This window comes from Pseudomonas sp. MWU13-2105 (assembly GCF_023242315.1).
Classification (GTDB): domain Bacteria; phylum Pseudomonadota; class Gammaproteobacteria; order Pseudomonadales; family Pseudomonadaceae; genus Aquipseudomonas.
This window is the reverse complement of record NZ_JALLIY010000002.1, coordinates 22233-44168: the sequence shown is the minus strand read 5'-3', so window position 1 is coordinate 44168 and position 21936 is coordinate 22233. Positions and strand designations below refer to the sequence as shown.

Genomic DNA, 21936 nt, shown 5'->3' with positions numbered 1-21936 from the left:
CAGTCGCTGTCCTTGTAGGAAATGTTAACGTCGAGACACATTTCGACACTTTCCTCTCTGTCACCGAAGGGTTAGGCTGCGCGTTCATTTCGCCAGCATCCAGACAATGCTCCAACAATTTCTGCAGGATTTCGGCTACTTCGCCCTGTTTCTCGGCACGTTTTTCGAAGGCGAGACCATTCTGGTACTGGCCGGCTTCCTCGCGTTCCGCGGATACATGGACATCAACCTGGTGGTTATCGTGGCGTTCTTCGGCAGCTATGCCGGCGACCAGCTGTGGTATTTCCTGGGGCGCAAGCATGGTCGCAAATTATTGGCCCGCAAGCCGCGCTGGCAATTGATGGGTGACCGGGCGCTGGAGCATATCCGCCGTCATCCGGATATCTGGGTGCTGAGTTTCCGCTTCGTCTACGGCTTGCGCACGGTGATGCCGGTGGCAATCGGCCTGTCGGGTTATCCGCCGGGCCGCTACCTGTTGCTCAACGGCATCGGCGCGGCGATCTGGGCGGCGGCCCTGGCCGCGGCCGCCTACCACTTCGGGGCGATCCTCGAAGGAATGCTCGGCAGCGTGAAGAAATACGAGCTGTGGGTGCTCGGCGGCCTGCTGGTGGGCGGCCTGCTCCTCTGGAGCTGGCGGCGCATCAGGAGCGCGCGCCTGGCCCGAGCCGAAGCCCGCCTGGCCGAAACTACGAACCGGCCAAACGAATGACCCGCGGTTTGCCGCAGTAATAAAGACCGATCAGGCTCAACAGGCTGTAACTGAACACAGCGACCCAGCCCAACGGGCTGGCCGGCCACAGCCCGACCAACGGCGCCCACCAGACCAACGGCAGGTTGGACGCCAGGCGGACCAGCTCCAGCCGCAACGCCCAGGGACGATTCTCCAGCGCCGCGCCAAGCACGAACAACCCCAGCACCAGGCTGCCAGCGCCCAGCAGCAGTGCCGCCAGCGGCAAATGCTCGGCGAAATTCATCAGATAACTGCCCAAGCCGACATACAGCGCGAACTGCAGGGCCAGGTAAACCTGCTGACGTACCTCCAGGGGGACTTCGAACTTGCGGAACTGGCTCAGGTCCGGCTTGTTCAGCGGGTATTTGGCCGCGACATCGGCCGGACGCCAGCCAGTGCGCATAAACCAGATCCGCAGCTTGTCCCAATGGCTTTGCGCACGCCGCGCATCGGCCCATAGCTGCGCATAGAACTGCAGGTTGGCCCACAACGGGTTCCAGCTGGCCAGCGGCGTGGTCACGCCGAAGATCACCGGCTCGCGCTCGTCCTCTTCCTGGAAGGTGCCGAACAGCCGGTCCCAGAGGATGAACACCCCGCCGTAGTTGCGATCCATGTAGAGCGCGTTCTGCGCATGGTGCGCCCGATGGTTGGACGGCGTGACAAAGAACCATTCGTACCAGCCCAGCTTGGGCACGTGGCGGGTATGTACCCAGAACTGATACAACAGGTTCAGCGAGGCCACGCTGATAAACACCACCAGCGGCACGCCGAGCACCGCCAGCGGCAGATAGAAGATCCAACTCAGCAGGAAACCGGTGCTGGTCTGGCGCAGGGCGGTGCTGAGGTTGTAGTCCTCGCTCTGGTGATGCACCGAATGGGCGGCCCAGAGGATATTGCGCTCGTGCCCCATACGGTGCAGCCAGTAGTAGCAGAAGTCGTAGGCGACAAAGGCGAACACCCAGACCCAGGGCTTTTGCGCGGACAGTTCGAACAGCGCCAGGTGCTGCAGCGCAAAGGCGTAGCTGAGAATCCCGACGCCCTTGGTCAGCAGCCCGGTGGTGGTCGACAGCACGCCGGTGCTCATGCTGTTGATGGCATCCGCCAACCGATAGTTGCTCACGCCACGCCAGCGATCGGCGAGCAGCTCGATAACGATCAGGGCAATGAAAAACGGTACCGCGTAAGGCACGAAGTCCATAGGGCCAACCTTCCAGAGTCGATCTGCAAAGATTAGGGGCTGTCACGGAAAAATCCGCTGACAATGAATGCCAAAGCCGTAGACATTTAACGCCAGAAATCAGGGAACGTCGAACACGTTCCCGGTAGGTCAACGCGATCCCTGTGGGAGCGGAGCTTGCCCGCGAAAGGGCCCTCAAAGCCGCCAAAAGCTTCGCGGCGGTGCGGCGATCCGACAAGCTCCGCTCCCACAAGGTCGGCAGGGTTCTCAAGTTCCCGCAGGCACTAGGCAGCCGCCTGGACCCGACGCTTTTCCGCCAACCGGCTGCGGCCGTACAACACCACAATCGCCAGCAACGCCAGCGCCTGGGCGCCCAGCGAGTAGGCGTCGGCATGAATCCCCAACCAGTCGAACTCGAAGAACGCCACCGGCCGCGTGCCGAAGATCCCGGCTTCCTGCAGGGCCTTGACCCCGTGTCCGGCAAACACCACCGACAAGGCGCAGAGCAACCCGGCATTGATCCCGAAGAACAGTGCCAGCGGCAGCTTTGCCGAACCGCGCAGGATCACCCAGGCCAGGCCGATCAGCAGCACCAGCGCGGTGCCGGCACCGGCCAGCACGGCGTTGTGCCCGGCGGGGCCAGCTTGCAGCCAGAGGGTTTCATAGAACAGGATCACTTCGAACAACTCGCGGTACACCGAGAAGAACGCCAGCAGCGCGAAGCCGAAGCGTCCGCCGCCACTGACCAGGCTGCTCTTGATATAGTCCTGCCAGGCCGCCGCATGTCGCCGGTCATGCATCCAGACCCCGAGCCAGAGCACCATGACGCTGGCGAACAACGCCGTGAAACCCTCCAGCAGTTCACGCTGGGCGCCGCTGACATCGATCAGGTAGGCCGCGGCCGCCCAGGTCAGCAACCCGGCGAACAGCGCCAGGCCCCAGCCGACATGCACGCTGCGCACCGCCGACTGCTGGCCGGTGTTGCGCAGGAAGGCCAGTACCGCCGCCAACACCAGGATGGCTTCCAGGCCTTCGCGCAGCAGAATCAGCAGCCCGGAAATAAAGCTCAGCGACTGACTCAGGCCATCGTTGCCCAGCAGGTCGGCCGACTCCTTGAGCTTGCCCTTGGCCACACTCAGGCGCTGCTCGACCTGCTCCAGCGGCAAGCCGTCCTGCAGCGCTTGCCGATAAGCCATCAGCGACTTCTCGCTATCCTTGCGCAGCGTGGCATTGACGTTGTCCAGGGAGCTTTCCACCAGCTCGAAGCCTTCCAGGTAGGCGGCAACGGACAGGTCGTAGGCTTGCTCACGATCGCCGGCACGGTAGGCCGCAAGGCTCTTGTCCAGGGTTGTCGCGGTGTAGTCAAGCAATTGCCCCGGACCGCGCTTGACCTGTGGCGGCTGGGCGCGCTGGGCACGGAAGCTGACGGCGGCGGCAGGGCCTTCGGCGGCCTGCACTTCAGCCGGCGTCGAGCGGGCCAGATCGGCCAGGTTATAGGTTTTCTCGCTGTTGGTAGCAGCAGGAGCGGCACTGAAGCCGGCAATGTAAGTCGCCAGGTCCCAACGTTGACGCTCATCCAACTGGTCGGCGAACGCCGGCATATCGGTGCCTTCGACGCCCAGGCCGAGGGTGGTGTAGATCGCATAGAGACTCAGCCGATCCAGCCGCGCGGCATCGCGCAGGTTGGCGGGCGGCGGTGTCAGGCCGACACCGGCCGGGCCGTCGCCGGCCCCCGCCTCGCCATGACACACCGAACAGTGCTGGGCATAGAGCGGCGCGCCGCGAGTCGGATCCGGGGTAATGATCGGGGCCTGGCTGACCTCATAGGCCACCGCCAGCTTCGCCCCCAGTTGCCGGGCCTGGCGGGCAACGCTTTCACCCTCCTCCCGAGCACTCACGGCCGCCTGCAAACGCTCGACGCCCAGCACCAGCTCGGCCTGCTCCGGCTTGGCCGGCAACGCAGCGACCAGCCCTTGCAGGACCTTGATAAATTCCTGCTGCTCGCGGTACTCGGAGTCGTCGACCACCTGGCCCGCGCGCACCGTGGGCGGGTAGTCCGCGCCGATGTAATCCAGCAGGTGCAGGGCCTGGGGTGCGCCCTCCACTGTTTCCGCCAGCAGGTTGGCGCTGCACAGAGCGAACAGCGGCAGCATCAGCCACGCCAGGAAACGAGAGGGAAGAGTCATGGAAAAACCTAAATCTAAATGCGAAGTAACACATTGTTCCCTCTCAATGCGTTTGGCTCAACCCTGATCGGCCCGAATCCTGAATGTTTTTGATCCCGCTCAGGCGGCGTGATGCCGAAAAAACCCCTCTCGGTGGCAGCGAGGAGTGTGGCGGGTCAATGATGGCGATGTAATATTCACCCGCGCTATCGCCGGCAAGCCAGCTCCCACCGGTTCCCCTGGGTGTCAGATGTCTTGCGTTAACGCTCACCATCTGCAAATCGGCCACGGCAAGACAAGGAACGACACCCGATGCCCTCCCGCCTTTTACTCACGCTGCTCTGCTGTGCGCTGCTCCTGGGCGGTTGCGGGCTACTTCACAACTACGACCGGGAACTCCAGGCCACCAACGAGCAGTTGATCTCGGGCAACGTCGATGGCGCGCTGCAGTTGCTGGAGCAACACAACCCCTGGGACGACAAGGACCTGCTCTATTCCCTGGAAAAAGGCGAACTGCTGCGGGTCAAGGGCGACCTGTCTCGCAGCCAGGACGCCTGGCGCACGGCGGACCGACAGGTGTCCCAGTACGAAGAAGGGACGCAGGTCGTCGCCACCCTGAAGAACCTGGGGCTCGACCAGATCCTCGGCATCGGACTCATCGGCGACAAATTGCATCGCTACGAGGGCTATGACTACGAGAAGGTCATGCTGACCACGCAAATGGCCCTCAACCAGCTGGCCCGCAACGACTTCGACGGCGCCCGCGTCGATATCAAGAAAAGCCACGAGCGCGAAGCCCTCATCGCCGCCCAGCGCGACAAGCAATACCTGGCGGTCGAAGACCAGGCCAAGGCCAAAGGCATCAAGTTGCGCTACAAGGACCTGCAGGGCTACCCGGTGACGACCCTCGACTCGCCGCAGGTCATTGCCCTGAAAAACGGCTACCAGAGTGCGTTCAGCCATTACCTCGCCGGCTTCGTCTATGAAGCCCTGGGCGAACGCGACCTCGCCGCGCCGGGTTACCGCCAGGCCATCGAGTTGCGGCCCAATACACCGCTGCTGGAAAAAGCCCTGTCCAACCTGGGCAAGGCCGCCGACACCGCCCCTGACAGCGACGTGCTGATCATCGTCCAGACCGGCCTGGCCCCGGCACTCATTTCCATACGCGTGCCCATCCAGGTGCAGACCGAGGACGGCCAGGTGATCACCGTGAACCAGCCTTTTCCGGTGCTGGTAGCCGACAAGTCGACAGCGCCCCTCAAGCAGATCAGCGTGGATGGCAAACCACAGTCGCTGACCCTGCTCAACAGTACGACCGACATGTCATTGCGCACCCTGCACGACGACATGCCCGCGATCATCAACTTCGCCCTTTCGAGCGCACGCTTCAATGCCGGAATGCAGGCCCAGGAGAACAAACGCAAGCCGGACAAGGCTTCTTCGGTTTACCAGGGCTTCACCAGCGACTCCGACACCCGCACCTGGCGCACCCTGCCGGACAACACGCTGGTCATGCGCCTGCGCCTCAAGCCCGGGGCGCACAAATTGCTGCTGGCAGGCGTCAAGGGCGCGGTACCGGTCAGCCTGAATATCGAGCATCCCTTCCAGGTGGTCAGCCTGCGGGTCATCGGCAACCGGGTGTTCCTCCTGCCCGGATGAGGCTAAAAAGCCATTACATAGCCAATGGCCACAGTTATACTGGCGCGTCCTCGTTATCGCGATAGGGCATTAAAAGCTCCTCGATTCATGAGGAATTGGCAGGGTAGCCGCTTTCCCTCTCAATGGGTCCTTCTCAGCCCGACCAGCATGCTCGGCTGATTTTTTTCATCAGGGAAGATCCCATGGCATCCCGTGCCCTCCTCTCGTTCGCCCTCGGCGCCGCGACCTTGCTGTCCGGCTGTTCGATCATGCGCAGCTACGACACTGAACTGGCGCAAACCAACCAGCAACTGGCCTCGGGGAATGTCGACGGGGCGCTGACCCTGCTGGAAAAGAACAACGGCGACGCGGACAAGGACCTGCTGTATTACTTCGAAAAAGGCGAGTTGCTGCAGGCCAAGGGTGACCTGGCCGGCAGCCAGAAAGCCTGGGGCAGCGCCGACCAGATGGTCGGCCAGTGGGAAGACGCGGTCAAACTGGACAGTGCCAGGTACCTCGCCCAGTTCGGCAGCTTCCTGGTCAATGACAAGGTCCGCCGCTACGAAGGCTACGACTACGAAAAGGTCATGCTGACCACCCAGATGGCACTGAACCGGTTGGCGCTGAACGACTTCGACGGCGCGCGCATCGCGATCAAGAAAACCCACGAGCGCGAAGCGGTGATCGCCGACCTGCGCGACAAGCAATACCTCAAGAGTGAAACCGAGGCCGGCCAGCAGGGCATCAAGACCCAGTACAAGGACCTCCAGGGCTATCCGGTGGCCAGCCTCGACGCCCCGGACGTGGTCGGCCTGAAGAACAGCTACCAGAGCGCGTTCAGCCACTACCTGGCCGGTTTCGTCTACGAAGCCATCGGCGAGAAAGATCTCGCCGCCCCCGGTTATCGCCAGGCGATCGAACTGCGCCCGAACACGCCGCTGCTGGAGCAGGCGCTGGTCAATCTCGACAAACCCGCCGGCAAGGACGACGACAGCGATATCCTGATCGTCGTGCAGAGCGGCCTGGCGCCGTCCCGCGCCTCCATCAGCATCCCGCTGCCGCTGCCGATCGACAACCATCTGGTGATCACCCCGCTGTCGTTCCCGATCATCCAGGCCGACACCTCGACGGCCACCTTCGGCCAGATCGGCGTGGACGGCCAGCCGCAGAACCTGACCCTGCTCAGCAGCACCAGCGCCATGTCCCGCCGCGCCCTGCGTGACGACATGCCGGGGATCATCCTGCGCACCAGCGTCCGAGCCATCAGCCGCGGCGCGGCGCAGGCCAAGCTGAACAAGACCAACCCGCTGGCCGGGCTGGCCGTGGGCATCACTTCCGCAGTCCTCGAAGGCGCCGACACCCGTACCTGGCGGACCCTGCCGGACAGCACCCAGGTAGTACGCGTGCGGCTGAAAAAGGGTGAACACCAGGTCACCCTGCCCAACGCCCTCGGCGGCTCACGCGTAGCGTTCACGGTCGACCGTCGCTACCAGGTGATCAGCCTGCGCGCCGTGGCTAACCAGGTGTTCACCAGCGGCGTAGCCACTCAACGACTGGCGGATGCCGGGCCGACGGCCGTGGCCAGCCTCAAACAACCTTGAAGAAAGGAGTCTCGTGCATGCGTTTCAAACTGACTGCTGTCGTTGCCCTGGCCCTCCTGGCCGGGTGTGCCACCCCTCCACCTCCGCCTCCGGCCCCCGGTAGCGCGGCGAGCAAGATCGTCGCCATGGGTGAAATGGAGAACATCGAGGTCGGGGCCATCCGCGTCGCCCGGGAAAACGGCTTCCTGACCGTCAAGGTGCAGCTGAGCAACACCCGCACCAAGAACAAGATGATGTATTACCGTTTCGCCTGGTTGGGCAACGACGGTTTCCCGGTGGCCGACGACGAAGTCTGGAAGACCCTGAACCTGTATGGCGCCCAGAGCACCTTCCTGCCGGCCATCGCGCCGACGCCCAAGGCCACCGATTTCCGTCTTGAAGTCAAAACCCCCTGAGTCGACGCCGCCCTCTCGCGTCCTTTTGAAGAGAATCATTCCATGTTTGCACGCCTGTCCCTCCTCGCCGTCGTCGCCCTGCTGGCCAGCGGCTGCGCCAACAACACCTCGCCCGTGCTGGGCGGCGGAAACATCAGCTACGGCGACACCAAGGCCGTGGAACTGGTGACCAATGAGTTCGGCTCCACCGACCTGCAGATGATCGCCGAGTCCATGACTCGCTCCCTGGCCCAGTCCGGCGTCCTGCAAGGGCGTCCGGTGGTGCAGGTCTATGACGTGAAGAACAAGACCAGCGAGTACATCGATACCCGCGAGATCACCACCTCGATCAAGACCCAACTGATGAAGAGCGGCACCGCCCGTTTCGCCAGCGACAACACCGAGATGCAGAGCCAGGTCGACCAGCTGAAGCTGCAGAACCAGAGCGGCCTGTACAAGAAGAGCACCGTCAGCAAGACCGGCAACATGATCGCCGCCAAGTACCGCCTGGAAGGGTCGATCAGCTCGATCGTCAAGCGCAGCAGCGATTACAAGGACGTGTTCTACAAGTTCAGCCTGCAATTGATCGACGTCGAAAGCGGCCTGGCCGAATGGATGGACGAAAAAGAGATCCGCAAAACCACGGAGCGTTGAACAATGCGTGCATGGATTGGCATGATCGGCCTGGTCTGCGCCTTTGGCGTCCAGGCCGCGCCCAAGGTGGCGGTGGCGGACCTGGCGTACCAGGCGCAGGTGGAACAGTACATCCACAATATCTCGGCGCGGGACAACCACCAGGAGAGCTACTACGGCGCCAGTGGCTCATCGAGCTACGACGAGTACGAGAGCCGCAGCAGCTATATCGAGCAGGGCGAGCTGCGCCGCTTCACTGGCGATATCAAGGGTGAGATTCTGCGCAGCGGGATGTTCCAGCTGGTCCAGGGCACGCCCTATACCGCCAATTCCAAGGGTGATGTCTACGACGTCATTAAGCGGATCAAGGGCGGCAGCTTCAAGGGTGCCGACTACGTGCTGTTCGGCACCGTGTCGGACATCGACTTCACCCAGGACATCAACGAGCTGGCCAATACCAACAGCTACTCGGCGGTGCTGGGACTGACGTTGGTGGGCGATTTCAGCCTGATCAACACCCGCACCTACGAGATCACTTCGGCGTTCACCGCCATGGGCGAAGGCCAGGACACCAAGCTGGTCAACAGCCGGGACATCCACGTGTCGCTGAACCGGCCGCGGGTGGTGCGTGATGTGTCCAAGGCGCTGGGCGAAGATGTGGCGCGGCAGTTGAGCCTGCAGTTGGGCGGGCCGGACATGGGTCCGGGTTCAGCTCCGCCGCTGCGCAACAACCTGCCGCCGGATGAGGCGCCACGGGTTCTGCACTGATCCGCGAGCGCGTTATCGCTCATCGCCGGCAAGCCGGCTCCCAGAGGAAAAAAGGGCGCCCCAGAATTCGGGGATCGACACAAAACCCGTGGGAGCAGAGCTTGCTCGCGAAGGCGTCCGATCAGGCAACGCTGAAACTCAGGTGGCCGCCTTGTGCAAGGTCGCCAGGAACCCCGCCGCGCCAACGAACAAACCGGCGAAGGTGCGGTTCATCCGGCGCTGCTGCCTGGGCGTGCGCAACAGGCGCAGGACCTTGGCCGCCAGGCCCGTGTAGCCGGCCATGACAACCATATCGACGGCAATCATGGTCACGCCGAGAATCAGGTACTGATGCACCAGCGGTGCGTGGGGATCGATGAACTGCGGCAGCACGGCGAGCATGAACACCAGGGCCTTGGGGTTGCTGACGTTCACCAGGAAACCGCGGAACATCAAGGTCAGCGGCTTGCCGACCGGGCGAATCGCCGACTCTTCGGCCATGTTGCTGGGCAGCGCGCGCCATTGCTTGACCGCCAGGTACACCAGGTAGACCACGCCGAACCATTTGATGGCATAGAAGGCCGAGGAAGATGCCGCCAGGATCGCCCCGACGCCCGCGGCAATCACCGCGATCTGCGCCGCCAGCCCCAGTTGCAGGCCGAGGGCGTTCCAGTAACCGCGCAGGAAACCGTATTGCAGGCCGCTGGACATCGAAGCGATGGCGCCAGCGCCCGGGGATAGGCTGATGACCCAGCACGCGGCAAAAAAGGCCAGCCATGTCTCAAGCAGCATCACGCACCTCGGATAAGAGTTGTAACAAACCTCTAAGCTAATCCGCGGGCGTGAAATTGACTATCGTTTTTTGTCGGCCAGAGATGTCGTTGGGCTTGATCCAATTTGAAACCGGACACGGACTTGTGGCGAGCGGGCTTGCCCGCGCTGGGCTGCGGAGCAGCCCTAAAACCAGCCGCCTCATTGTGTCAGGCAGAGCGCGGTCACCTGTTTTAGGGCCGCTTCGCGCCCCAGCGCGGGCAAGCCCGCTCGCCACAAATTTCGACCAGACTTAAGGTCGCTGGGCGCGTCAGGACAGCGCTTCCAGCTCCGCCTGCATGCTTTCCAGCAGCTCCAGGGCTTCCATCCAGGCTTCTTCCAGCTCAGACTCGCGCACTTTCAACTTGGCCTGCTCGGCCAGTAGATCACGCAGTTCATCCTTGCGACCGGCTTCGTAGATTGCACTGTCACCCAGGCTCGCCTCGATCTTCGCCAGCCGCTCGTGCAGCTTGCCCAATTCGGCTTCGAGCTTGTCGGCTTGACGCTTGTGCGGGGCCAGTTGCTGACGCAACGCGGCGGCCTGCTGACGCTGGGCCTTCTTGTCGGTCTTGTCGAGATTGACCGGCGTATTGCTCACCGGGGCATTGCGCTGGCGATATTCGATCAGCCAACGCGCATAGTCTTCCAGATCGCCATCGAACTCTTCGACCTTGCCGTCAGCCACCAGGTAGAAATTATCGGTGGTGCTCTTGAGCAGATGACGGTCGTGAGAGACCACCAGCACCGCACCGCTGAACTCCTGCAAGGCCATGGTCAGCGCCAGGCGCATTTCCAGGTCGAGGTGGTTGGTCGGTTCGTCGAGCAGCAACAGGTTCGGCCGCTCCCAGGCAATCAGGGCCAGTGCCAGGCGGGCTTTTTCACCACCGGAGAAGTTCAGCACCGGCTCGTCGATGCGCGCGCCGCGGAAGTCGAAACCACCGAGGAAGTCACGCAGGGTCTGCTCGCGTTCGGTCGGCGCCAGGCGTTGCAGGTGCAGCAACGGACTGGCCTTGGAATCCAGCGAGTCGAGCTGGTGCTGGGCAAAGTAGCCGACCACGGTGTTTTCACCGCGGGTCATGCGTCCCGCCAGTGGCGACAGCTCGCCGGCGAGGTTCTTGATCAGCGTCGACTTGCCCGCGCCGTTGGGGCCGAGCAGGCCGATCCGGGCACCCGGGGTCAGTTGCAGCTTGACCTTCTCCAGGACGGTCTTGTCGCCATAACCCAGGCGCGCGTCCGACAGGTCGAGCAAGGGGCTGGAGATCTTCTGCGACTCGCGGAACACAAAGTCGAACGGCGAATCGACGTGGGCCGCGGACAGCTCTTCCATCCGCTCCAGGGCCTTGATCCGGCTCTGCGCCTGGCGGGCCTTGGTGGCCTGGGCCTTGAAGCGGGCGATGTAGCTTTCCATGTGCGCACGCTGCGCCTGCTGCTTCTCGTAGGCCTGCTGCTGCTGGGCCAGGCGCTCGGCACGGGCGCGCTCGAAGGCCGTGTAGCCACCGCGGTAGAGGGTGATCTTGCGCTGGTCGACATGGGCCACGTGATCGACCACTTCGTCGAGGAAGTCACGGTCGTGGGAGATCAGCAGCAAGGTACCGGGGTAACTCTTGAGCCAGTCTTCCAGCCAGATGATCGCGTCGAGGTCCAGGTGGTTGGTCGGTTCGTCGAGCAGCAACAGGTCCGACGGGCACATCAGCGCCTGCGCCAGGTTCAGGCGCATCCGCCAGCCACCGGAGAACGCCGAGACCTGATGGTCCATCTGGTCGTTGGTGAAGCCCAGCCCAGCCAGCAGCTTGCGCGCGCGGGCATCGGCGGTGTAGCCGTCGGCGCTGTCGAGCTCGGCGTGCAGGCGGGCCTGGGCGGCACCGTCATGGGCCGCTTCGGCCGCCGCCAGGTCGTGTTGCACCTGGCGCAGGCGCACGTCGCCATCGAGCACGTAGTCGACCGCCAGGCGTTCGAGGGTATCGACCTCCTGGCGCATGTGGGCGATACGCCAATCGGCCGGCAGGAAGCAATCACCCGAGTCCGGGTGCAGCTCGCCCCGCAACAGGGCGAACAGGCTGGATTTGCCGGCGCCGTTGGCACCGATCAGGCCGGCTTTGTGGCCGGCGTGCAGGGTCAGCTCGGCGTCTTCTAGCAGACGTTGCGGGCCACGCTGTAAAGTCAGGTTCTGAAGTCGAATCATAATGGCGGCGGAGTCTACCAGCTTCCCTCGCAACTGGCGCGGATCTCACCATGCATGCTGACCTGTGGACGTTTTCCCTGAACACTTACGCCAAGCCCGGCGTGGAACAGACCTGCCTGGCGCTGCAGGCGCAGGGGGCGAATGTCTGCCTGCTGCTCTGCGCGGCCTGGCTGGGCCAGCGCGGGGTAGGCTGCGAGGCCGGACGCGCGCGGCAATTACAGGCACTCGCCGAGCCCTGGCACGAGCAGGTGGTGCAACCACTGCGACAGTTACGCACGCAATGGCGCACGGCGGCCGCGGAGGACGTCGAGTTGAAGGTACTGAGGGATCAGGTCAAGGCATTGGAACTGGCCGCCGAACAACAGCTATTGCAGCGCCTGGAAGCGCTGGCGCGGGATTGGCCAGAGGTCGGGGCGGAAGATCTCGACGCGTGGCTGGAGGCTGTCACCCGCCAGGCCGCACGGCTCAATAGCGACGCGCTGCGGCAGCTGCGCGTCGCGGTGAGCCAGGCTTAGGAAGCGCTGCTCGGGGTTACGGCAGGTGCTACGGCAGCTGGCGCGGTCGGAGCAGCCGGAGCCGTTGGCGCAGCAGCTGGCGCGATCTGGGCAGGCGCTGCCGGCTTGGCTGCGCTCACGGCAGGTTTTACCGCTGCTGGTTTTGCGGCGGCTGGCTTGGCAGCGGGCTTGGCGGCGGCAGCTTTGGCAACAACAGGTTTCGCGGCTGGCTTGGCGGCAGCAGCTTTGGCAGCTACAGGTTTCGCGGCTGGCTTGGCGGCAGCAGCTTTGGCAGCTACAGGTTTCGCGGCTGGCTTGGCGGCAGCAGCTTTGGCAGCAGCGGGCTTCGCGGCAGCCGGCTTGGCAGCGGCAACTTTTGCGGCAGGTTTGGCGGCAGCGGGTTTAGCAGCGACAGGTTTGGCGGCTGGCTTAGCGGCAGCAGGCTTGGCGGCAGCGGATTTTGCAGCGGCAGGTTTGACAGCTGGCTTGGCGGCAACCGGTTTGGCAGCAGCAACTTTTGCGGCAGGCTTGGCAGCAGCGGATTTTGCAGCCGCCGGTTTAGCAGCAGGTTTGGCAGCGGGCTTCGCGGCAGCAGGTTTGGCAGCGGCAGGTTTGGCGGCAGCGGGTTTAGCAGCGACAGGTTTGGCGGCGCGAGTCGACAGCGCCTTGGTGACGGCCTCTTTCACACGACCAACACCCTGGGCCAGTTTCAGGCTTTCCTGGGCATCGCGCTTGAGTTGCAGGATGTAGCCACGGGTGTCCGACTGGCTGGCTTTCAGCTTGTCCAGCAACTCTTCGAGTTCACCGACCGCGCTCTTGGCCTTGGCTTGTGCCTTGGCTTTTCCGGCAGTGGCGGCGTCCTGCAATTTGGTGCGCGCCTTGTGCAGTTTTTCCTGAGCTTTACCGCGTTGTTTTTCCAGTTTGGCGAGCAGTTTTTCAGCATCAGCCAAGGCTTGGGTGCAAGCAGTTTCCAGATGTTCGAGCAGGCTGCCCGACAACTGTTGGAGCAAATGCAACGGAGTATTTACGGGCTTCTTGGTGGCCGACATGGTGTACCTCCTGACTGACGTGAATGCGGCTCATACTAGCCCTCTGGGACTACCGCCGCTAGGGCATGTTGACAGTATCGAAGGGCCTGCGTTGCATGCGCTGAAAAATGCTTCTTCAGCAACCCATCCGGAGCACTGGCATAATCCCTTGCACCTGAGGTCGGAGAGTGTTTATGCCGCGTTATTTTCTGCTGTCACTGTGTGTGTTCTGGCCGCTTGCGCAAGCCGCGCCGGAGGTCGTGAACGACGACGCTCACGACCTTGCCTACAGCCTCGGCGCCAGTCTCGGCGAGCGTCTGCGCCAGGATGCCCCGGACCTGCAGATCAAGGCCCTGCTCGACGGTTTGAAGCAGGCCTACCAGGGCAAGCCGCTGGCTTTGACCGACGAACGCATCCAACAGATTCTCATCGCGCATGATGCCCAGGTCGCTCAGGACACAGACAAACCACAGAGCGAAATTGCGCTAGAAGCTGAGCGAAAATTCCTCGCTGAAGAAAAGACCAAGCCCGGTGTCCACGAATTGGCCGATGGTATCCTGATGACCGAACTGACCCCGGGCAGCGGAGAAAAAGTCGCGGCCAACGGCAAGGTCCAGGTGCGCTATGTCGGACGCTTGCCCAACGGTACGGTGTTCGATCAGAACCGCCAGCCGCAGTGGTTTCGCCTGGACAGTGTGATCAATGGCTGGCGCACGGCCTTGCCAGAGATGCCGGTGGGTGCGAAATGGCGCTTGGTGCTGCCCTCGGCGCAGGCGTATGGCGCGGACGGTGCCGGCGACCTGATCGCCCCCTACACACCCCTGGTGTTCGAAATCGAGCTGCTCGGCGTGGCCGGCTGAGAGTCGCCGCCATAACGAAAAACGGTGCGCCTGAGCGCACCGTTTGCATGTGTAGCGACCAGCATCAGGCCTGGGCTTCGGCCTTTTCCTTGTGCGCCGTATGCAGCACCTCGATCAGGCAGTCTTCCAGTTCGAAGCGCTCGTGAAGCAGGCCACCCAGCTCCTGGAATTTATGCGCCACGCACTGGCCTTCGTCGCACAGGTCGTTGAAGGCCAGCAGCTTCTCGGTAATGACATCGATACGCGGATAGATCGTCTCGGCCAGCTCCAAGCCGCGCTTGTCGCCAAAGGCCTTGGCCTCGCCGGTCAGCTGCTCGTAGATTTCGAAGTGGCCAGCCGATACGTAATCCACCAGCAGACCGCAGAATTCCTGCAAGGGCTTGGGATTCTGCGCCAGGGTACCCGGCTCGGCACCGAGGGCGTCGTAGGCCCGTACGAGCTCGTGACGCTCCTTCAGCCAGCGATCAATCAGCAGATGCACTCCACCCCAGCGTTCCTGAGCATTCCGACAACTTTCGAGCATGGTGATCTCTTCCCTTCTGGGTCATGCCGACCGATACCCCGAGCACATCGAGGCTCCTGACTTGGCCAAACAGAACAAGCTGATTGCGATAACGCGATGCGGGCCAGATTATGCCCGCTCGACACCTGCTTCAAGGTACGCAGGAGAGAAAGTTCATACAAGTGTTTAATCCGGAGCACGACTGCCGGTTACTTCTGCGTCCCGCCAGCGACCGAATCCGGCCCCGCCAACTGATAGATCATCAACAGGCTCATGCCCACGAACGCCAGCAGGCTCCACTCGGGAATGCTCAGGTCGAAGAGGGTCCACTGGATCTGCGCGCACTCGGCCGTGGCCCGGAACATCAGTTTGAACGCCTCGAGGGGCGGCACCTGCTGGATCAGGCAATGCAGGTCGGGCTGGCAGATCATCAGCTGCTCGGCCGGTACTCGCTGCAGCAAGACCTGCCGCGCCGCCGTGGCGGCACCGGCCAGGGCCAGCAACAGACTCAGGCCGCCATAGATCCAGCGCCCGATGCGACCCGGACCGTGCAACATCGCCGTCAGGCTGACCAGACAGAACCCCGCGAGAAAAAATCGCTGGACGATGCACAGCGAGCAAGGCTCCAGCCCGGTCACACGCTCCAGGTACAGCGACGCCCCCATGACCAGGGCACCTGTCAACAAGGCCAGGGAGAACAGAGAACGTGAGCGGGCCAAGAACATGGCTTATCCGTAACAGGAGAGACAGGCAGTTACGGTAGAGGAAAGCCCTTGGCCCTTTCAAGGCGAGCCAGAGCAGACAATTCCTTAAGCCTGTAAGGAATTACCGACAGACATCCTATGAAACCATTAATCCAACAGTAGGAATCAGACTTCATCAGGGCAAGGGAAGCATCCTGATACGCAAAGACGGGATGCTTGCAGCCGCACCCCGTCGCCCAGGACTTTTTACACCGGCAGCGGCGAGGCCAGCAAACGCTTGTCCAAAAGGCCCAGGCCTTCCTGGAACAGCTGGTTGCTGCGCTCGGCATCACCCAGTTGGGCGAGCAAACGCGCCAGCTCCGCACAGGCTTCAGGATGGCGCTGCACCCGCAGGCTGCTTTCCAGGTAGTCGCGGGCCTTGCCCCACAGACTGTTCTGCAGGCTCAGGCGTCCCAGTGTCAGCAACAGGCCGGCATCCTCCGGATGGTCTTTCAACCAACCTTCCGCGGTCTGCAACTGCCGGACCGGGTCACGACCACGCAACAAGCCGTACAACCGCGCCAGATGGCTGTCGTACTGGCGCTTCAACGCCTCGCGCAGCGCTGCTTCGGCCTGGGCGTCGGCGCCCAGCTGGCGCAGTTGCTCGGCATAGGCCAGCACCAATGGCGGCTCCTGGCGCTGCGCCGAGCTCAATTGTTGCCAGGCCCGCTCCAGCGCCTGCAGGCCCGCTTCGCCCTCTTCGCGCTGGGCCGCCAGGCTCAGGTTCTCACCCCAGGCACGGCGCTCCAGCTCGGCCAACTCGGCCTTGGCCAGCACCCTGTCCTTGCGCAATTCCGGCAACAGGCGGATCAGCGCCGACCAGTCGCCGCGCTGCTGATACAGGCGTTGCAACTGACGCAGGACCTGGATGCTGTGGGGATGACGCTCATGCATGGCTTGCAGGGTATTCAACGCCCCGTCGCTGTCACCACGGTCGACTTGCAATTGCGCGTGACTGAGGGCAATCGCCAGCTCGGCCTGGGGCTGGCGGTCGAGGGCGCGTTCCAGCAGGCTGTCGCACTCCTCGTACTTGCCTTGTTCGTTGGCCGCCCGCGCCGCGCCGAGGTAGTACAACAGCGGCTGGCGCTCGGCTTCGGCGGCCCGTTGCAAATGGCGCTGGGCACTGGCCCAGCGGCCCTCGGCGAGGTCCATCTGGCCCTGTTCGATGGCCACCTGGGTGCGCCGACTGCGATTGCGCCGGGACCAGGGATTGGCCACGGAACCGGAGGTGGTCACCAACCCGACGAGGAATTTCACCAGCCACAGCAGCAGCCATGCCAGCAGCAACACGGCCAGGAACGCCCACAGGCTCGATTCGTAACGGAAGCTGTCATAGGCGATCAGGACGTAGCCCGCGTGCCGCGAGATCGCATAGCCGAGGCCCGCCGCAATGGCGGCGACCAGCAACAGGATCAGGAAGAAACGCTTCATGGGCTGGTCCCCTCGACCGGGGTCGCGCTCGGGCTGACCGGGGTCTCGATCTCTACATGCCGCCGCTCGAGATAGGCCTGCACCGCCGCCAGGGTCCCGGCCAGGTCCGGCGTGACCACGGTCACCGGCTGTTTGCTCAGCTCGGCCAGGCGCTCGATCATGATCTTGCTCTGCGGGTTGTCCGGGTTGAAGCTGCCGGTCAGCACGTCGCGGGCCTCGGTCAACGCCTGGCTGTAGACTCCGGCCTGACCGTTCAAGGCGGCCCACTGGGCTTGCTCCAGGGCCAGGCCGAGGGCCAGGCGGACCTGCGCCAGGCTCTGCCCGGCCAGTAACGGCCGGATGTTCTTGTTGGCATTGAAGTCGATGCGCACATAACGCGAAATCTCATCCCACCACACAGCCCAACGGCTGGCGCCATCGCCGTCGACGGTCAGACCGAGCAAGGAGTCGCCGCGATCCTTGTACTCCGGCGCCAGCTCGTTGAGCTGGGTCAGCTGGTCACGCAAGGCGCCCAGTTGCAGGAACAGGCCGGTACGATCCGGCTGCTCGGTGCTACGCAGCGCCGCCAGGCTCCTGGCCACCTGCTCGCGGGCGGCAAAGGAGCCCGGGTCGTTCTGTTCGCGCAGGATATCGTCGGCGCCCTGCACCAGGGCCAGGGCGCTGCTGATGTCCTGCAAGGCCGACAAGCGCAGACTGGCCAGGCGCAGCAAGTGCTCGGCCTCGGCCAGGCGCCAGTCCTTGCGGCTGGCACCCAGCACGCTCTCCACGCGCTGGCTGAGGCGCTGCTGATCGCCCTGCAGTTGCGTCACCAGGCGCCGGCGTTCCTCCAGCTCGCCGGCACCCGGCAGCTGATCCAGGCGCGCGGCCAACTGCTGTTCGCTCAATTTGAGGGACTGCGCCTGGCTGCCCAGGTCCTGCAACTGCCCGGTCTGCTGTTGATGGTTGGCTTGCAGGTTGCGCACCTGCCAGACACCCCAGCCACCCGCCGCCGCGCCGGCGGCGCCGAGCAACAAGGCGAGGAGCGCCAGGCCATTGCCACGGCGCGCCACGGGCGTCACCGGCGGTTGAACCGGGGTATCGCCCACCGGTTGGGCTTGTTCTTTGGGCAAGGCTGTTTCGCTCACGTGTCCATCCTTTGCATTCTAGAGAGCGGGTACGGGATGCTCCCGCAACGCCGCTAGCAAAGCCGTGGCGCTGGCACCACGACAATCCACCACATGTTGGGCCCCTGCGGCGCGCGCCATCTCGGCCACCCGCGGGCTTGGAACAAACAACGGCAGGCGCGCCAGTTCCGGCCAGGCCGTCGCCGCCAACCGCAGCAGGTGTTGAAAACCCTGCCCACTGCTGACCACCAGGGCGTTCAGGCGTTCCGCCGCGACACGCTGGGCCAGGATACCCTCGGCGTACTCGGGCAGCAGCCGACGGTACAACTCAAGGTAGTCGACACTAGCACCCTGGCTGAGCAAACGCTCGGCCAGCAGCTCGCGCCCGCCCTCGCCACGCAGGATCAATACCCGCGGCTCGGGGTGCGCCAGCGCCTGCTGCAACGCCGGCAAGGCGAGCAAGGCCTCACTGTCGTCGCCCTCGGCGGGATAATCAACCTCAAGACCGTAATCGGCGAGGATCCGCGCGGTCGCCGCGCCCACCGTGAACCACTGCAGCAACGGCGGCTGCGGCCAGTACTGGTCCACCAGCTCGACCGCCAGGCGCGCCGCCGGCTTGCTGACCACGATCACCGCATTATAGTGGGCCAGGTCGTAGATCATCGCCCGCCCGGCCCCATCGAGGGGCAAGGCTTCGATGTCCAGCAACGGCAGGCTGCTGCTGAAAATCCCGGCAGCGGCCAAGGTGCTCGCCAGCTCCGCCGACTCGGACGCCGGCCGGGTCAACAACAGGCGCCAACCGCTCACTCTTCGCCGGCCTCGCCGTAGACCGCCTGGAGAATCGCATCCGCGCCCTGGGCCAGCAGCGCTTGCGCGACCTGTACGCCGAGGACCTGGGCATCGCCTCGCGGCGCCCGGGCATCGGCGCTGAGCAACAGCCCGCCCTTGGGATCGCCGACCAGGCCTCGCAGCCAGACCTGCTCGCCTTCCAGCACCGCGTAACAGGCAATCGGCACCTGGCAACCGCCATTCAGATGCTTGTTCAAGGCCCGCTCGGCGGTGACCCGCACGGCGGTATCGGCATGGTGCAGTGGCGCCAACAGCGCATGGATCTCAGCGTCAGCGCTGCGGCACTCGATGCCCACCGCGCCCTGGCCGCCGGCCGGCAGGCTGTCTTCGACACTGATGGCGGAAGTGATGCGATCTTCAAAGCCGAGGCGGATCAAGCCCGCCGCGGCGAGGATGATGGCGTCGTACTCGCCGGCGTCCAGCTTGGCCAGGCGGGTATTGACGTTGCCGCGCAGGAAGCGGATCTGCAGGTCGGGCCGACGGGTCAGCAATTGCGCCTGGCGACGTAGGCTCGAAGTGCCGACCACGCTGCCGGCCGGCAGTTCGTCAAGACTGGCGAAGGTGTTGGAAACGAAGGCGTCGCGCGGGTCTTCGCGCTCGCAGATGCAGAACAGGCCGAGCCCCACGGGGAAATCCATCGGCACGTCCTTCATCGAATGCACGGCGATGTCGGCCTCGTGCTCAAGCAGCGCGGTTTCCAGTTCCTTGACGAACAGCCCCTTGCCGCCGATTTTCGACAGCGGCGAGTCCAGCAGCTTGTCGCCACGACTGACCATGGGGACCAGGACCACCGACAAACCGGGATGAGCCTGTTCCAGGCGGGCCTTGACGTATTCGGCCTGCCACAGGGCCAGCGCGCTTTTACGGGTAGCGATGCGGATTTCGCGAGAAGACATGGATCGATCCGTACTGAATAGATACGGCAGATAATAACAGCTCGGCCCGGCCCGCTTTGACTTGTATCAGCCAATAAGCGGCCTCCCTGGCCTGGAATTACCGGGTGGACGGTACCTTGCGCGCCGCGCAAGGCACGGATTAAAGCTGTTGCATCATCTTGCGCACGCCAGCGACATGGCGTCGGCTGACGATCAGCGCGTCGCCGCCCAGGCCCTTGAGGAACAGCTGGAAGTGCCCCAACGGCGTCCGTTGCAGGCGCTCGATGCGTTCACGGGCCACCAGGGCGTTGCGATGAATACGCACAAAGCGGTCGCCGAACTCGTCTTCCAGGGCCTTCAACGGCTCGTCCAGCAACACTTCGCCACCCTCGTGGCGCAAGGTCACGTACTTGTGGTCGGCGATGAAGTAGATCACCTGGTCCAACGGAATCAGCTCGATACCCTTGCGGGTACGGGCGCTGATGTGGGTGCGCGGACCGCTACCGGATTCGGCGGCGGGCCGCGTCAGGGCCGCCAGTTGCACGCGATTGGGACGCTCGGCCTTCTTCAGCGCTTCGAGCAAATGCTCGGCGCGCACCGGCTTGACCAGGTAACCCACGGCACTGACCTGGAAAGCCTCCAGGGCAAACTCGTCATGGGCGGTGCAGAACACCACGGCGGGCGGGGCCTCGCGCTCGCACAGCCGTGCCGCCACTTGCAGGCCGTCGAGGCCTGGCATGCGGATATCGAGCAGGACCACATCGGGCCTGAGGCTATCGATCAGGGACAATGCCTCTTCGCCATTGGTGGCGCTGGGCTCCAGGACACTGTAACCCTCGAGTTCGCCGACCAAACGGCTCAGACGCTCGCGGGCCAGGGGTTCGTCATCAACGATCAGGACATTCATATTGCACTGGATTCCTGCGTGAGTCTCGCACAAGGATAGCGTAGACAGGTGAAGTGACGACCGTCACGGCGATCCACGCTAAGACTAGCGCGAGGCCCGAAAAGTGCCGTAAGTCGGGCACCGATATTTGCCAGTGCCAATTGAGTACCGCTCGACACCTGCCGTGGTGCGGCATCGTCGTAGGGATTGCTGATACACAATATGAACTCTCCCTCTTTGTAGTCGGCTTCGACCCTGACCACGCCGCCTTCGATGCGCGGTGCGATGCCGTAGATCAGAGCGTTTTCCAACAGTGGTTGCAAGGTTAATTGCGGGATCGGCAAATCCTCTGGAATTGTGCCCACCCTCCAGTCCAACTGTAGACGGTTGCCAAGACGATATTGCTCAATCGACAAATATCGTTGCGCTAATTCCAGCTCGTCACGCCAGGTCACCAGGTTGCCGGGTTTGGCCAGGCTGGCACGAAACAGGTCGGACAGATCCAGCACGGCCTGCTCGGCCTGTTGTGGATGGGTCGCCACCAGGCTGGCGATGCTGTTCAGGCTGTTGAACAGGAAGTGCGGGCGGATCCGCGCCTGCAAGGCTTCGATGCGCGCCTGCAACTCCGCCTGCTGTTGACGACGCCACTGACTCTGCAAGTAAAAGTAGCGCAACATCAGCGCCGACATGATGAGGCTGATCAAGCCATGGCGCAGATAGTGCCCCAGCGCGCCCTCGGCCGAGGTCGGACCGGCCAGGGCGAAATACTCGGTGAGACCGGTGCAGGCCAGGCTCAACCCGACCACCAGGGCACAGCACAACGCCCCGGCCAGCCCCGGGCGCAACCGCGCCAGCCAAGCCCGCGCGCCGCAGAGCAACGCCGCCGACAGCAGCACGATCCACTGCACGTACAAGGAGGTCAGTGCCAAGCGCACCCAGTCGAAACCGACTGGCATCGGTTCGGCCAGCACCAGCACCATCACCAGCAACTCGGCCAGCACCACCAGCACCAGCAGCGCCTCGGGCAGGCAGAGTTCCGGGAGGAAGAATTCCTGGGTCGCGGGCGCATCACGCCCTTCGTTCGATCGTGAAATAGGCATGGGCCCAG

The 21936-nt window shown here is 63.6% G+C and carries 21 protein-coding genes; 8 read left to right on the top strand and 13 right to left on the bottom strand.

Going from position 1 to position 21936, the window contains the following annotated elements; translation table 11 throughout:
* Window positions 1-106 precede the first annotated feature (106 nt).
* Complete coding sequence (locus M5B96_RS02930) at window positions 107-709, top strand: DedA family protein (protein WP_248795001.1); 603 nt, start codon at window positions 107-109, stop codon at window positions 707-709.
* On the opposite strand, the gene M5B96_RS02925 is transcribed toward M5B96_RS02930, so the two are convergent.
* Together M5B96_RS02925 and M5B96_RS02920 are read right to left on the bottom strand one after the other, a co-directional pair.
* Window positions 687-1928 carry a sterol desaturase family protein gene (locus tag M5B96_RS02925; protein ID WP_248795000.1) on the bottom strand — a complete coding sequence of 414 codons (1242 nt, stop codon included), beginning with the start codon at window positions 1926-1928 and terminating at the stop codon, window positions 687-689. The two genes, M5B96_RS02930 and M5B96_RS02925, sit on opposite strands and share 23 nt — an antisense overlap.
* Window positions 1929-2191: 263 nt before the next feature.
* Entirely contained in the window at window positions 2192-4093 is a 1902-nt protein-coding gene (locus M5B96_RS02920) for a cytochrome c/FTR1 family iron permease (RefSeq protein WP_248794999.1), read from the bottom strand.
* Between the two features lie 291 nt (window positions 4094-4384).
* On the opposite strand from M5B96_RS02920, the gene M5B96_RS02915 reads away from it, so the two are divergent.
* From M5B96_RS02915 to M5B96_RS02895, 5 genes are all read left to right on the top strand, one after another.
* Window positions 4385-5731 (top strand): COG3014 family protein, encoded by a 1347-nt coding sequence (locus M5B96_RS02915; RefSeq protein WP_248794998.1) that lies wholly within the window; start codon window positions 4385-4387, stop codon window positions 5729-5731.
* A 182-nt stretch (window positions 5732-5913) separates the two neighbouring features.
* Window positions 5914-7311 (top strand): COG3014 family protein, encoded by a 1398-nt coding sequence (locus tag M5B96_RS02910; protein ID WP_248794997.1) that lies wholly within the window; start codon window positions 5914-5916, stop codon window positions 7309-7311.
* A gap of 17 nt (window positions 7312-7328) precedes the next feature.
* Window positions 7329-7706, top strand: coding sequence for a YcfL family protein (locus tag M5B96_RS02905; RefSeq protein WP_248794996.1), 378 nt, complete (start codon window positions 7329-7331; stop codon window positions 7704-7706).
* 42 nt (window positions 7707-7748) lie between these two features.
* Window positions 7749-8339 carry a penicillin-binding protein activator LpoB gene (lpoB, locus tag M5B96_RS02900; RefSeq protein WP_100942115.1) on the top strand — a complete coding sequence of 197 codons (591 nt, stop codon included), beginning with the start codon at window positions 7749-7751 and terminating at the stop codon, window positions 8337-8339.
* Window positions 8340-8342: 3 nt separating this feature from the next.
* Window positions 8343-9086, top strand: coding sequence for a penicillin-binding protein activator LpoB (locus M5B96_RS02895; protein ID WP_248794995.1), 744 nt, complete (start codon window positions 8343-8345; stop codon window positions 9084-9086).
* A gap of 138 nt (window positions 9087-9224) precedes the next feature.
* Here the strand turns inward: M5B96_RS02895 and M5B96_RS02890 are convergent, their stop codons facing one another.
* On the bottom strand, window positions 9225-9857 hold the full coding sequence (locus tag M5B96_RS02890; RefSeq protein WP_248794994.1) for a LysE family transporter: 633 nt from the start codon (window positions 9855-9857) through the stop codon (window positions 9225-9227).
* 289 nt (window positions 9858-10146) lie between these two features.
* Window positions 10147-12057: an ATP-binding cassette domain-containing protein gene (locus M5B96_RS02885; RefSeq protein ID WP_248794993.1), complete on the bottom strand. Its 1911-nt coding sequence runs from the start codon at window positions 12055-12057 to the stop codon at window positions 10147-10149.
* Between the two features lie 50 nt (window positions 12058-12107).
* Between M5B96_RS02885 and M5B96_RS02880 the strand changes: the two genes are divergently transcribed.
* Complete coding sequence (locus M5B96_RS02880) at window positions 12108-12572, top strand: TIGR02444 family protein (RefSeq protein ID WP_248794992.1); 465 nt, start codon at window positions 12108-12110, stop codon at window positions 12570-12572.
* On the opposite strand, the gene M5B96_RS02875 is transcribed toward M5B96_RS02880, so the two are convergent.
* Entirely contained in the window at window positions 12569-13600 is a 1032-nt protein-coding gene (locus M5B96_RS02875; RefSeq protein ID WP_248794991.1) for an AlgP family protein, read from the bottom strand. The two genes, M5B96_RS02880 and M5B96_RS02875, sit on opposite strands and share 4 nt — an antisense overlap.
* Window positions 13601-13773: 173 nt before the next feature.
* On the opposite strand from M5B96_RS02875, the gene M5B96_RS02870 reads away from it, so the two are divergent.
* Entirely contained in the window at window positions 13774-14439 is a 666-nt protein-coding gene (locus tag M5B96_RS02870) for an FKBP-type peptidyl-prolyl cis-trans isomerase (protein WP_248794990.1), read from the top strand.
* Window positions 14440-14503: 64 nt separating this feature from the next.
* On the opposite strand, the gene rsd is transcribed toward M5B96_RS02870, so the two are convergent.
* The 8 genes from rsd to M5B96_RS02830 all read right to left on the bottom strand — a co-directional run bounded on the left by rsd (window position 14504) and on the right by M5B96_RS02830 (window position 21928).
* A complete protein-coding gene (gene rsd / locus M5B96_RS02865) occupies window positions 14504-14962 on the bottom strand; it encodes a sigma D regulator (RefSeq protein WP_218224538.1) in 459 nt (152 codons plus the stop codon).
* Window positions 14963-15150: 188 nt separating this feature from the next.
* Window positions 15151-15666, bottom strand: a complete 516-nt coding sequence (locus M5B96_RS02860; RefSeq protein WP_248794989.1) for a disulfide bond formation protein B — start codon at window positions 15664-15666, stop codon at window positions 15151-15153.
* Between the two features lie 225 nt (window positions 15667-15891).
* Window positions 15892-17115, bottom strand: coding sequence for a heme biosynthesis HemY N-terminal domain-containing protein (locus M5B96_RS02855; RefSeq protein ID WP_248794988.1), 1224 nt, complete (start codon window positions 17113-17115; stop codon window positions 15892-15894).
* The gene (locus M5B96_RS02850) at window positions 17112-18239 is read right to left on the bottom strand and encodes a uroporphyrinogen-III C-methyltransferase (protein WP_248794987.1); all 1128 of its coding nucleotides are present in this window, start codon (window positions 18237-18239) and stop codon (window positions 17112-17114) included. The genes M5B96_RS02855 and M5B96_RS02850 overlap by 4 nt, the downstream gene beginning before the upstream one ends.
* 18 nt (window positions 18240-18257) lie before the next feature.
* Window positions 18258-19025, bottom strand: coding sequence for a uroporphyrinogen-III synthase (locus M5B96_RS02845; protein ID WP_248794986.1), 768 nt, complete (start codon window positions 19023-19025; stop codon window positions 18258-18260).
* Complete coding sequence (hemC, locus tag M5B96_RS02840) at window positions 19022-19963, bottom strand: hydroxymethylbilane synthase (protein ID WP_248794985.1); 942 nt, start codon at window positions 19961-19963, stop codon at window positions 19022-19024. Before hemC ends, M5B96_RS02845 begins: the two co-directional genes overlap by 4 nt.
* Window positions 19964-20102: 139 nt before the next feature.
* Window positions 20103-20849: a LytR/AlgR family response regulator transcription factor gene (locus M5B96_RS02835; RefSeq protein WP_248794984.1), complete on the bottom strand. Its 747-nt coding sequence runs from the start codon at window positions 20847-20849 to the stop codon at window positions 20103-20105.
* Window positions 20846-21928, bottom strand: a complete 1083-nt coding sequence (locus M5B96_RS02830) for a sensor histidine kinase (RefSeq protein WP_248794983.1) — start codon at window positions 21926-21928, stop codon at window positions 20846-20848. Before M5B96_RS02830 ends, M5B96_RS02835 begins: the two co-directional genes overlap by 4 nt.
* Between the last annotated feature and the right edge of the window lie 8 nt (window positions 21929-21936).